Here is a 12,293-nt window from a genome sequence, read left to right on the forward strand (position 1 = left end):
CCGGCCTTTGCGGGGCGGGGTCATCTAGCTCCTTACTCCATCCCGCTGGTTCCAGCGCCGCGAGCACGTGGTGCATATGGTGCTACACCTGGCACCGTGGCACCGTTTTGCGGAATCGGTTGAATGTTCTCCGTTACGGCCTTGATTTCATTCGGATTGCTGGACGCCTGCTGTGGGCGACTCTGCGCACCGTTGACATCAATAATAGGACGAACAGCTGCTGGATCACTGGGACGCTGCTCCGTAATTGCGCCATCTTTTTCCACGGCAAGGATTCCCGGTTGCTCGGCCACGACCATCTCGTGGTCAGCTGCTACACGTGCAACTTCTGCGGCAGCACGAGTGGCCTCCACATCGCGGTTGAGGGTTTCCAGCTGGTTGTCCAACTGCTGTTCCTGCGCGTTGAGTTCCTGGAGGTGAAAGGCCTGCTCGGTGGACTTGCCCGAGAGCAGCATCGCCGCTGCAATCGCAAACATGATCAGTACTACGATTCCGATGGCAAGGTTCGTGCGATGCGGATTGGCCTTTTCGACCACAACACGGCGCCCGCGAACCGATACCACCTGCTGTGAACCAAGTCGACGCTGGAAACGACGCGTTGGGGTTGGCTGCAACCGGGACGGAGTTTGTGGGCGATCAAGGAGCGCAGTTGCCGCGCGCTGACTACGCACTGGGGCCTGCGGATTGCGGTGCTGCTGTCCGCGCTTCGGGGTACGTGGCGGGGTGATGACACTCATTAGAATTCTCCTCCGTCAGTGTGCGCAATGCGTTCGACCGCCCGCACGCGGACCGGTGCGGAACGTGGGTTTTCGTTGATTTCTGCTTCGGTAGCCGTCTCCGCACCTCGCGTAACGAGTGCGAACTGGGGCGCAGTGCCCGGCAAATCCATCGGCAACCCCGGCGGGGTTTTCGACTTACTCAGCTCAGCCAGCTGCTTCTTCACGATTTTGTCTTCCAACGACTGGTAGCTCATGAACACCACTCGCCCACCCAATGCCAGGCGTTCGCAGATCATGGGGATGACATTCGCCAGAGCATCCAGCTCAGCGTTGACCTCTACCCGCAGCGCCTGGAAGGTGCGCTTGGCGGGATGTCCACCTGTGCGCCGGGTTGCCGCAGGAATCGTCGCATAGAGCAACTCCACAAGTCGGGCCGACGTACTAAACGGCTCCTTCTCGCGTTCCCGGAGCACCGCGGAAGCAATTTTTCCTGCGAAGCGCTCGTCGCCATATGCCTTAAGCACATGCGCCAGCTCGCCATGGGAGTAGGTGTTCAGGACGTCGGCAGCCGTGATGCCCTTGGTCGGGTCCATTCGCATATCCAGCGGCGCGTCCACTTTGTAGGCAAAGCCACGCTCCGGTTGATCGAGCTGCATGGAAGACACCCCGAGATCAAACAAGGCCCCGGCGATGCCGTGTGTGCGAGCGGTATCGAAAATTGCTCCGGCTTCGTTCGAGATGGCGTCCTCGAGGCCGTCGAAACGCGTCTGCACTCCCACGAAGCGGCCCTCGAAGGGTGCTAACCGTTCACGCGCACCGTCCAGCGCGAGGGGGTCACGATCAATGCCGATCACCTTGGCCTGCGGGAATGTACGCAGGAAATGCTCCGTATGCCCGCCGGCACCAAGCGTGCCATCAACAATCACCGCGTTCGCACCAAGCTTCTCGACGCCCGGCCGCAACAAATCTGCCATGCGATCGCGCATCACTGGGACGTGGCCGTGATGAGCCTCAATATCGAAATTTTCCATCCTGTGGCCACCTCCCTTTTGCCGTAGTTGCTTGGGTTACGCTTCGTTGTTCACAGCCCCGATACGTATAGGGCCCTACTCGGAGGGATCGATCTGATGTCGGGGAAGTACACCAGAGCTTCGACCTCCAAGCAGAGTCCATACACGCACCGCATGGCGCGAGCTTTCTGCCCTATAGCAAGCCACCCAAGATCTCGCCCTCCGCGGAGGAGAAGGAGTCTTCAGTTTCTGCCTGGTAGTTGGACCAGCTTTCGGCATCCCAGATTTCCAAGAAGTCCACCGAACCGATCACGACACATTCTTTGGTCAACCCTGCGTACTGCCGATGCGTGGCCGCCAAGGTGATTCGCCCCTGGGAGTCCGGCCGTTGCTCGTCAGCACTCGCAGCGAGGTTTCGAATGAATGCGCGTGCTTCTGGGTTCGTACGAGAGACCATGGCCGCTTTGCGGGCACGTTCCTCGAATTCCGCCTTCGGGTAGATCGCAAGGCTGTGATCTTGCCCTTTGGTGACCATCAATCCACCTGCGAGCTCCTCGCGGAACTTTGCGGGCAGTGTCAGTCGCCCCTTGTCATCGAGCTTTGGGGTGTAGGTACCTAGGAACATTCCCGGACCCACCTTCCTTCAAGCTTTGAACAAGTTCGGGAGTTGAACTTCTTTGGCTGCTGGCGAGTTGATTCCATCCTCGTTGGGTACCGATTCAAGAGTCACCTACCCCAACCACCGAAACCCACAATACCCCACTTTCCCCCACTCACAACCCCTAACACCCCACCACCAATGCCTTCACAAATATAAATGCAGGTGAAAGCACTTTAATGCACTTGAAGAAATTTGGTAACTTTTTGATGCAAAAATCACATTGGCCACATCAGTAACATTGGCAACAAAATGGCGCTGCGGGCTACGCGGCGATCCCATGACATTTCCCCACATCATTAGCATTTTCCCACCAACAGGAATGCAGAGTGGGGCAAAGTGGGGGAAGTTTCCCTATTTTGAGAAAGCCGGCCACTTCCAAGGCGGAAAGAAGGAGTCAAGATGGCTATAGACGCCCCGTTTGGGCATAGAAAAACTCCCTGGGATCATCCAACACATTGATCCTCAGGGAGTTTTCGTTCTAGCTCTTACTGACCTTCTTCAAAGCGACTACGGAAACGCTCGTCCATGCGGCCGGTAAACCCAGAGCCGTTACTCGGTTTACGTTGGCGGACACTCTGGGGGCGCGATAGAGGCACGACCCTATCATTACTTCGCAGCATCCAAATTCCAGAGCCAAGCATAGTTAAGAAGCCGACCGTACTAAGCCCTACGAACCACAAGGTTTCTTGACTCAGGGCGATTCCGCCGATGAGAAACACGAGACCGAGCACGAAAATGGCTACGCCCTTCAGGGAGAACTCGAAACGCGATTCCCCAGCAACACTAGATACCGTGGCACCAAATTTGGGATCTTCAGCCAAGAGAGACTGTTCGATTTCCCGAAGTGCACGCAACTCTTGTTCAGATAGCGACACTGTTTCCTCCAATCGACCACGGGCAACGATTCCACACCTACGCCCTTATACTCCCCTTAACGTCCACCCTATCGGGAAAGTTCCCTGCGCTAGAAAAAACTGCACAGTTCCTTAAGCCGCGATTGCCCCAGCAAACACGCCTCCCTCAACTTCATCCAGAAACTGCTCAACTAGTTCAAGAAGCCCCGCCACCATTTGAGGCTCCACCTCTGTCTCAAGCCCATTAATTGCCCGCGACCGCATCCGGGAATAAGGCTTAAAAATCGCCGCCCATTCTCCACCCCGCGAATCAACCAGCTCTAGCTGCGCCCAGGCGCTAGAAGGTCGACGGCGTCGATTAGCAACAGCAGATCCAGCGACACACGCCCCAGCAGTGCGCAACGCAGCCTGGTACGCAAATTCCAGAGCGCTCGCATAGTCTCCGGCTTGATATGCCTCAAGAGCATCTCTAATTAACACCGAAGCACGGCTAATAAATCCAGCCTGCTTACCGTAATACTTAGAGATTGACCTCGTTGTCGCCGATACCACCGTTGCCATGCGAACCACGTCCTAATACTTGTTCTACGCTGCTATTACCCACACCTTAAAAGTCAAGCCGGACACCACCATCTCCAATTTAGAACATACTTTCTAATCGGCAGATAAAACACCTGCTTACACCCCATATTCTACGCCCGAGCCATCAACAAAAACAACGGTTTTCCAACTCTGAGCCAACAATCATGCTTCGATAGTCATGTGCCTGTAAAAATCCGCCGACTCGACCGCATCGAGTTTGCCCACCATGTTCCGCAACTCGTCGACCTGTACATGGACGCCATGAACTACGACGACAACTTGCGAGCTACGTGGATTCAGTCATGGCGGCAACACGCCTCCAATGCCGGTTTCGTAGCCGTGGTCGCATACGACGAAGAACAGTTACTCGGTATCGCCCATGGGCATTCCGGTAATCCCATGAACTGGTGGCACCTACAGGTACAAAACGGCCTCATCACCACCGGCAAACATGACCTCCATCGCCGGAAACTCATCAACTACTTCGAACTCTCCGAGATCCACGTCCGCCCCGGCGAACAAGGAAGAGGAATCGGTACCGGTCTACTGCGAGAGCTGCTCGCAGAAAACCGGCATCCGTGTGTGATGCTGTCAACGCCGGAAGTGGCCGAGGAACGCAACGGCGCCTTCGGTCTCTACCGAAAATTTGGCTTTGAGGACATCCTGCGAAACTTCATCTTCAGCGGCGATGCCCGCGAGTTTGCGATACTCGCGGCACCACTACCACTCCGCGAAAACCAACCCACATAGCACCAGCCGCCGAAATCCGACTTCCATGTTTCGACCCGGAACTAAACCACCCATCGGCGACCTGCAGATTTCCCAACGCCGACAAGCAAAAGTCGGATCATGAAAGCCGGAATTCGGAAAAACCACCAGAACCCGAAGCCCGCGGATTTGAGATACTCGCGGCACCACTACCACTCCGCGAGAACCAACCCACATAGCACCAGCCGCCGAAATCCGACTTCCATGTTTCGACGCGGAACTAAACCACCCATCGGCGACCTGCAGATTTCCCAATGCCGACAAGCGAAAGTCGGATCATGAAAGTCGGAATTCGGAAAAACCACCCGATCCAAAAGCACCGGCAACCCAACATCCCAACTAGCCAGCCGGCTGCCACGCTGGGGCCATCCCAAGGTTGTGTAGTACCTCGTGCGTTGCTTTTGCAAAGTTCATTGTCATGAAGTGCAGGTCAGGGACGCCTTCAGCAATGAGTTTTTCCGCCATCTCGGTAGACAGCGCAATCCCCTCTTCGCGAACTGCCGCTGGGCCGCTAGCTGCAGCTTTGTTGAGGCGGACTGCCACCGCAGACGGCAACGTGGCTCCAGAAAGCTCGATCTGTTTCTCAACTGAACGCAGACTGGTGATGGGCATGATTCCCGGTACGAGTGGCTTTGTGCCTTGTTCGGGATCGGCAGCAATCAGGCGATCCCGCAGGCTTAAGAAGTGCTCTGCGTCGAAGAATACTTGGGTGATCGCATAATTCGCCCCGGCGCGCAGCTTTTCCAGCGTGTAGGAAGTATCGGCCTCGAGGTTCGCAGCCCGGTGATGTCCCTCGGGAAATGCTGCGATGCCGATGTCGAAGTCGGCGGATGCCGGGGTCTTGCGCACGTGCTCGATGAGCTCCCTGGTGTATTCGAGTCCGGCCGGATCCTTGCGCCATTCGCCGAGGGGGTCGCCTGGGGGGTCGCCGCGGAGCGCGAGCAGATTCGTCAGTCCTGCTTGAGCGTAGGCGGAGAGGATTTCGGTTAGCTCGGCAACAGAGTGCTCGACGAGGGTGAGGTGCACGAGTGTCGGCAATGGCATCGCCGCGAGGCGCTTGGCTACTCTGAAGGTGCGGTCACGGGTGGAACCACCTGCTCCGTAGGTGACTGAGGCAAAGCTAACCCCAAGTCGCTGAAAAGCAGTGGCTGCGTTCCACAGGCGCATTTCCGCGGCGTCGTCTCTCGGCGGCATGAATTCCACGGAGAATTTGACGCGCGCATCGTTTGGCTCGGCTAGCAGCGTGGAAATAGGGGTATGTCGTGGTTCTGCCATGGCTAGGTATCTTATTGTTATAGAAGTGCTGTTTGCGGGGTTTCCGCAAAAGTAGGGTGCTCGGCCAACTACAAGTGAGGGAAGTGCTGTGACTACTTTCGATTCCCAAGACCTGACGCTGGAGAACATTCCGGCGGCGGTCAATGAGTGCCTCGCGGAGTTTTTCAATTCGCAGCGGGCCGTTGTCGCGGAGATCGACGCGGTGGTCCTCGATGCAGTGTCGCTGCTGGAAGACATGGTGATGGGTGGCGGCAAACGCATGCGTCCGATGTTCGCCTGGGCGGGTTATCAGGGCGCAGGCGGACATGTCGAGGAAGACCCGATGGCAGTGCTGCGGGCGGTGTCGGCGCTAGAGTTCATTCAGGCCTGCGCGCTCATTCACGATGACATCATTGATGCCTCAGATACGCGTCGTGGCTCCCCCACCGTGCACCGCAGGGTGGAGGCCAATCACAACATCAGCGGGTGGGTCGGAGATGCCGCAGACTTCGGCACCGGGGTCGCGATCCTCATCGGAGACCTTGCACTGTCCTGGGCCGAGGAAATGCTGCAGCGTTCGGGACTGTCCGATGCCGCATTGCGCCGGGTCCGCGCCCCGTGGAGCGCTATGAAAACCGAGGTCATCGCGGGCCAGATCCTCGATATCACCGCCGAGAGTTCCGCCAATGAGCGCGCGGACATCGCGGAAAAGGTCAACCGCTTCAAAACCGCCGCGTACACCATCGAGCGCCCGCTCCATATCGGCGCTGCACTCGCAGATGCTCCTGCCCCGCTTGTCGACGCCTACCGCGCCTTCGGCCATGACATCGGCATCGCGTTCCAACTTCGCGATGACCTCCTAGGAGTCTTTGGAGATCCCAACATCACCGGCAAGCCTGCTGGCGATGACCTTCGGGAAGGAAAGCGCACAGTGCTGCTAGCGGAGGCGCTGCGTCGCGCGGATGCCGATGCGCCGGCCCATGCCACTGCGCTGCGCACCGGCATTGGGGCCACCGATGACCCGCAGCAACTCGCTGCATTGGCAAGAATCATTGCTGAGTTGGGCGCGGACGATGTCGTCGAAAAGCGAATCGCAGAACTGACGGAGACTGGGTTGCAGCACCTCGAAGGCACCGAGCTGTCTGAAGAAGTGCGCCTGAAGCTGCGCGAATTGGCGATCCGAGCCACGAAGCGACAGGTCTAGCGTGACTTCCTTTTTGCGTACCCCCTGGTTGGGGCTTCTTTCCGCCTGCTTGATCACTATCGCCTCGTTTGGGGCGGGCGCGATCCGCAATCGTGGTGGAGTGCTCGAACACCTCGGGCTTTCACTGTTTGCGTATGGGCACGGCGCTGCCCTGAGCAACGCCCTACTGTGGGTCGGCATGCTGGGGATGATCGCCGCTTGGGTGGTCCTGGGACGACGCCTCCGCCTGGAGCCGGCCGCCATCACCGCAGGCTCACTGCGACGGGTCTTGATCTGGTGGATCGCGCCGCTGACCTTTGCAGCCCCGATTTTGTCCCGCGACGTGTACTCGTATCTGATGCAGGGCGCAATGCTTCGCGACGGCTTCGACCCCTATACCCAAGGCGCAGCCATCAATCCCGGCCCCATGCTGCTGGAAGTTAGCCATGACTGGCGCAATACCACCACCCCTTATGGCCCGCTGCACTTGTGGATCGGCGAGATTATCACCTCGATAGTGGGCGACAACGTCACCCTGGGCGTAGTTCTTTACAAGGTGGTCTCGATCTGTGGCTTCCTGATGATCGCCTGGTCCGTACCACGCATCGCTACCGAGCTGGGGGCCGATCCGCGCTGGGCGTTGTGGCTCGGTGTGGCTAACCCGGTGATGATTTTCCATCTCATCGGCGGCATGCACAATGAGTCCCTCATGGTGGGGTTGGTGAGCGTCGGCGTGCTGTGTGCGATCCGAGACCGCTTCGTTCCCGCGGTAGTACTGGTGGCCATTTCGGTGTCACTGAAAGCAACCGCGGTGTTCGCATTGCCGTTTATGGTGTGGATGGCCATGCGCAAGTTCGCGCATCGCACGAGCGCCGAGCCGAGCATCGCGCAACGTTGTCTGGCATTCGTCCTCAGTGGCGTGTGGATGACCGCCCTGACAGTAGCGGTGGTCGGCGCAGTTACCTGGGCCTCCGGCGCTTCTTGGGGCTGGATTTCGCAGATCTCCGGCAACTCTAAGGTGATCAATCCGCTGGCGCTGCCGTCTTTCGTCGCCGGCGTGCTCACGCCCATCGGACAGCTAATCAACGAGGACATTGATTACAACAACTTCCTCGTATTTACCCGCCCGATCAGCCAGGTGCTGATGCTGGTTGGTTTGGTAACTGTCTGGTGGATATTCCGCAAGAACCGCGTGCGGGCTGTCATGGGCATCGTCGCTGCCTATGCTGTGGCCGTGGTTTTCAACGCGGTAACCCTGCCCTGGTACTACACCAGCTTGCTCAACCTAGTCGGGACGTTTCCACAGCCGGTTAAGGTGCGTCGGCTCACCACAATGCTCTCCGTGGTGATTGCCGCATCCTTCACAGGCAGCGGCAATCACATGTTGTATAACATCACCTGGATGGCGGGAGTCGTTGTTGGCGCTTGGCTGCTAACCCAATTTGTTTTCGGTGAGGAAGCAGCCCAGCGGTCGGCCTAAATGGCCATCGACTGCGCGCGCCGCATCACTTCCCGAGCGAGGTGACCGTGCAGCGCATCCACCGGGCGTCCGGGTAGCGAATCATCGTCAGTAAACAAGTAGCCGATGATTTCTTCGTCGGTGTAGCCGCCATCGCTGAGGAGCGCGATTACACCGGGGACAAATTTCACCAGGTGGCCGTCCTCGGCAAGGAAGCGCTCCGGCAAGTATTTGACGCCATCACGGTTAACTGCGATGAGCTGGCGCTCACGCAACAGGTGGAAAACTCGGGTCACCACCACACCCATACGATCCGCAAATTCGGGAATCGTCAACAAGGGTTCATCGGCGGAAAGTACGTCGTGTGCAGAAGGAATAGAACTCACAAGCACACAGTCTACCCGGGTCGCCTAGCGTTCTCGCAGTTCGGTGGGCCATACTATTCCCCATGAGCAATGTAATGGTCGGTGACATCCTCGATGGGCGCTATCGGGTAGAAACGCAGATTGCCAAAGGCGGCATGTCTACGGTCTATCGCTGCGTTGATATGAGGCTGAGCCGGCCCGTCGCCGCGAAGGTGATGGACGAGCGCTACTTGGACGATCCTGTCTTCCGGAGCCGTTTCGAACGTGAAGCAAAGTCAATGGCGCAGCTCAACCACCCGAATCTGGTGAATGTCTATGACTTCAACTCCACCGGTGACCACGCTTTCCTCGTCATGGAGCTCATCACTGGCGGCACGTTGCGCGAGCTGCTGGCCGAGCGGGGTCCGATGCCTCCTCATGCCGCAACCCAAGTGATGCGGGGCGTGTTGACGGGTCTGACTGCGGCGCACCAAAAGGGACTCGTCCACCGAGATATTAAGCCGGACAACGTCCTGATCAATTCCGATCACCGCGTTAAGCTTGCCGATTTCGGCCTAGTCCGGGCGGTTTCTTCTTCGGATCGCACCTCCGACAGCATCGTTGGCACAGTCTCCTATCTTTCCCCTGAACAGGTCAGCGGAGCGCAGATTGGGCCCGCCTCAGATGTCTATTCGGCCGGGGTGCTCCTGTTCGAGTTGCTCACCGGCACCACCCCATTTGATGGCGATACCCAGCTCGCCCACGCGATGCGACGCCTGAACCAGGACGTCCCACTCCCGAGCTCGCGCATCGACGGCGTGCCATCGCTATTCGACGAGTTAGTCGTCGCCGCCACTCACCGCAGCCCTGCCGAGCGCTTCGCGACGGCCGCCGACTTCCTCGCAGCGCTCGAAGACGTTGCGACTGAACTGGAGTTACCTTCTTTCAAGGTGCCAGTTCCCACCGATACGGCGGCCTCGCGCGCCACAGAGATTGTCTCCCCGCTGCCCGCTGCGCAGCCCCTGGCTCCGGACACTGCCCACTCAACCAGCATCTTGCCGCCGTATCAGGAGCCGGAACCAGTTGCCCCGGAAACCGCGGCATTTCCCGTCGCGGCCACCCCAATGGAACGCGCTCCCCTGCCAACACCACTACCGCCCCGTGGCCTGGAGATGAGGGACCAGCAGCCGCCAGATATCGCTTTTGAAGAATCTCAGCCGGTAAGTAACCGTTCCCCGATCAAGCTCATTGCGTGGCTACTGGTGGTTGCGCTGCTGATTTCAGCTGTGGCCGTAGGCGGATGGTGGTTCGGCTCGGGTCGCTATGGCGAGATTCCGCAGATCCTCGGCATGGAGCAGGCCGCAGCAGTCGCAGCAGTATCCGAGGCCGGTTTTGATCCCGTCATAGCGGATTCCTATTCGGATGATGTTCCGGTAGGAAAGGCGGTGGGCACTGAACCCCCTTTTGGGCAACGAGTGCCGCGATCTGATCAGGTAACGGTACTCATCTCACAAGGTCAGCCCACGGTGCCAGCGTTGCCAATCGGCGGTGATATCGCCGAATATCGGCGCAGCGTAGAGGAACGCACTCTGAAGTTGGAGATCGGCGACGATGTTTATTCTGAGTCGGTTCCGGTCGGCGCAATCGCCCAGGTTTCTCCTGCGGCTGGGGTGAGCGTGCGAACCGGTTCCACGATCACCGCTTCCCTGAGCAAAGGGGCCGCCCCAATCCCGGTCCCAGACGTCGCTGGGCGTGAACTCGACACTGCGCGTGCGATGCTGGAACAAGCGGGTTTACACGTTGGGTCTATTTCCGAGGACTACTCCCCACAGCATGCCCAGGGGCACGTGATTTCCAGTAGTCCGGGCGCGTCCTCGAAGCTTGCCAAAGGCTCCGCTGTGGATCTGAAGGTCTCCAATGCGCTGCAGGTTCCGGACTTAGAAGGAACCTCGCTGGATAAGGTGCAGTCAGAGCTAGCAGCGGCCGGATTCATCGTCACCGTGGAGCGCTCTAATGCGGCTGGCGACGTCCCCAATGAGATCGTGGGGGTATCGCGAAAGGCAGGCGATCTGGTAGATCCTGCTTCTGCGGAGCTAAAAGTTACAGTCGCATCAAAAATCAAGGTAGCATCTGTGACAGGAAAGACGGTGCAAGAAGCAACCGCCATCCTCGGCGCCCAGGGTCTGGGTGTTTCTGTTAACCGCTCGGGCGACAGAGTAATCCGGCAGAGCCCTCGAGCTGGAAGCAAAGTCGAGCCGCGCACGAGTATAGAACTGACAACTATCTAAAGAATGAAAACCAAGTACGCCGCACCCATTGCGTGGGCAACAATCATCGTCATTGCCCTGTTCAGCCGAATCGTTGTCAGTCCCAGCGGCGTGCGCCTACGCGGCGCAATTGACCTGCAGGTGTATGCCCATGGCGGAATGACTTTTCTCCGCGGGTTGCCGCTCTACGCTGCGTCCTTTGGCGAGTCTGGTAACGGGCTCCCCTTCACCTATCCCCCTTTCGCGGCATTCCTCTTCAGTACTTTCGCCTGGCTCCCATTTCCGGTCGTCGTCACGCTTTATCTGTGCGCCTGCCTGGCCTGCCTGTGGGCGATTGCGCGCTGGCTCGCATTACCGGTGCCCACTGCTGTTGTCACTGCGCTCTTCCTGTGCGCACACCCCACCTTCAACACCCTCAGCTTCGGCCAGATCAACATCTTCCTGATGACGCTGATCCTGGCGGACGCTTTTGATAAACGCCCAGCATGGCTCCCGCGCGGAGTGCTGATTGGCATCGCCGCAGCGATCAAGGTCACCCCAGGAATTTTCCTGTTGTGGTTCTTAGTACGCCGCGACTTCCGTGGTTTGCTGGGAATGCTGGCTGGCGGCGCTGCGGCAACGCTCGGGATGGCGGTATGGAAACCACGGGATACCTGGACCTATTTCACCGAAGCTCTCGTCGACCCGAACCGCGTCGGCAATCCCGCCTACATCTACAACGCCGCTCTCAAGGGTGATCTGCTCCGCCTGGGGGCGCCGGATGCAGTGTGGTACCTCGCCCTAGTAGTCAGCCTCGCCTTGGGGGTATGGGCCGCCTACCGGGCACACCGCTGTGGCCAGCCTGTGCTGAGCCTGGTATTCATTGCGGCGATTGGTCTGCTGGTCAGCCCAATTAGCTGGACGCATCACTGGACGTGGTTGCCGGTACTCGCACTGCTCGCGATCAAATCTGCAGCTGCAGTCGGCGTACGGCAGGACGTGTTTAAGGTGCTTGCTGCCTTGACGTTCTTCCTGCTGATCTTTGTGTTCCCGCTTGCGGCACCACTACCGTGGCTGGAGTCCATTGTGGTGGCCAGCTTCGCGGTGCTTTGCCTGGCGTATTTTGTGGTCACGCTGCGACTTTTCCCGAAGGTCGCGCCGGTTTAGTACCCAAGCAAAAGGCGCCTCTGGGATCAATCCTTCCAGAGGCGCC

Annotated in this window: 12 protein-coding genes; 5 read left to right on the forward strand and 7 right to left on the reverse strand. The window is 58.6% G+C overall.

Translation table 11 applies throughout. The features are described from left to right. Window positions 1-32 precede the first annotated feature (32 nt). The 5 genes from WG936_RS10415 to WG936_RS10435 form a co-directional block, all read right to left on the reverse strand. A complete protein-coding gene (locus tag WG936_RS10415; RefSeq protein WP_339572878.1) occupies window positions 33-737 on the reverse strand; it encodes a hypothetical protein in 705 nt (234 codons plus the stop codon). Beyond that, window positions 737-1,750, reverse strand: a complete 1,014-nt coding sequence (gene rsmH, locus WG936_RS10420) for a 16S rRNA (cytosine(1402)-N(4))-methyltransferase RsmH (RefSeq protein WP_339572879.1) — start codon at window positions 1,748-1,750, stop codon at window positions 737-739. Before rsmH ends, WG936_RS10415 begins: the two co-directional genes overlap by 1 nt. A 172-nt stretch (window positions 1,751-1,922) precedes the next feature. Beyond that, the gene (mraZ, locus tag WG936_RS10425) at window positions 1,923-2,354 is read right to left on the reverse strand and encodes a division/cell wall cluster transcriptional repressor MraZ (RefSeq protein ID WP_339565179.1); all 432 of its coding nucleotides are present in this window, start codon (window positions 2,352-2,354) and stop codon (window positions 1,923-1,925) included. 521 nt (window positions 2,355-2,875) lie between these two features. After that, window positions 2,876-3,265, reverse strand: a complete 390-nt coding sequence (locus WG936_RS10430; RefSeq protein WP_339572880.1) for a DUF3040 domain-containing protein — start codon at window positions 3,263-3,265, stop codon at window positions 2,876-2,878. A gap of 111 nt (window positions 3,266-3,376) precedes the next feature. Next, window positions 3,377-3,805 (reverse strand): SAV_6107 family HEPN domain-containing protein, encoded by a 429-nt coding sequence (locus WG936_RS10435; RefSeq protein ID WP_339565181.1) that lies wholly within the window; start codon window positions 3,803-3,805, stop codon window positions 3,377-3,379. A 201-nt stretch (window positions 3,806-4,006) separates the two neighbouring features. On the opposite strand from WG936_RS10435, the gene WG936_RS10440 reads away from it, so the two are divergent. Next, window positions 4,007-4,576 (forward strand): GNAT family N-acetyltransferase, encoded by a 570-nt coding sequence (locus tag WG936_RS10440; protein WP_339565182.1) that lies wholly within the window; start codon window positions 4,007-4,009, stop codon window positions 4,574-4,576. A gap of 357 nt (window positions 4,577-4,933) precedes the next feature. On the opposite strand, the gene WG936_RS10445 is transcribed toward WG936_RS10440, so the two are convergent. Continuing rightward, on the reverse strand, window positions 4,934-5,869 hold the full coding sequence (locus WG936_RS10445; RefSeq protein ID WP_339572881.1) for a methylenetetrahydrofolate reductase: 936 nt from the start codon (window positions 5,867-5,869) through the stop codon (window positions 4,934-4,936). Between the two features lie 88 nt (window positions 5,870-5,957). On the opposite strand from WG936_RS10445, the gene WG936_RS10450 reads away from it, so the two are divergent. Both WG936_RS10450 and WG936_RS10455 read left to right on the forward strand, forming a co-directional pair. Beyond that, window positions 5,958-7,052, forward strand: a complete 1,095-nt coding sequence (locus WG936_RS10450) for a polyprenyl synthetase family protein (RefSeq protein ID WP_339572882.1) — start codon at window positions 5,958-5,960, stop codon at window positions 7,050-7,052. 1 nt (window position 7,053) lies between these two features. After that, window positions 7,054-8,511 carry an alpha-(1->6)-mannopyranosyltransferase A gene (locus tag WG936_RS10455; protein WP_339565185.1) on the forward strand — a complete coding sequence of 486 codons (1,458 nt, stop codon included), beginning with the start codon at window positions 7,054-7,056 and terminating at the stop codon, window positions 8,509-8,511. On the opposite strand, the gene WG936_RS10460 is transcribed toward WG936_RS10455, so the two are convergent. Then, entirely contained in the window at window positions 8,508-8,876 is a 369-nt protein-coding gene (locus WG936_RS10460; protein WP_445227820.1) for an Rv2175c family DNA-binding protein, read from the reverse strand. The genes WG936_RS10455 and WG936_RS10460 overlap by 4 nt on opposite strands. Before the next feature lie 62 nt (window positions 8,877-8,938). Between WG936_RS10460 and pknB the strand changes: the two genes are divergently transcribed. Both pknB and WG936_RS10470 read left to right on the forward strand, forming a co-directional pair. Continuing rightward, window positions 8,939-11,122 carry a Stk1 family PASTA domain-containing Ser/Thr kinase gene (gene pknB / locus WG936_RS10465; protein WP_339572883.1) on the forward strand — a complete coding sequence of 728 codons (2,184 nt, stop codon included), beginning with the start codon at window positions 8,939-8,941 and terminating at the stop codon, window positions 11,120-11,122. A 3-nt stretch (window positions 11,123-11,125) separates the two neighbouring features. Beyond that, window positions 11,126-12,247, forward strand: coding sequence for a glycosyltransferase 87 family protein (locus tag WG936_RS10470; protein WP_339565188.1), 1,122 nt, complete (start codon window positions 11,126-11,128; stop codon window positions 12,245-12,247). Window positions 12,248-12,293: the final 46 nt, after the last annotated feature.

Source organism: Corynebacterium sp. H127 (assembly GCF_037482665.1).
Classification (GTDB): Bacteria; Actinomycetota; Actinomycetes; order Mycobacteriales; family Mycobacteriaceae; genus Corynebacterium.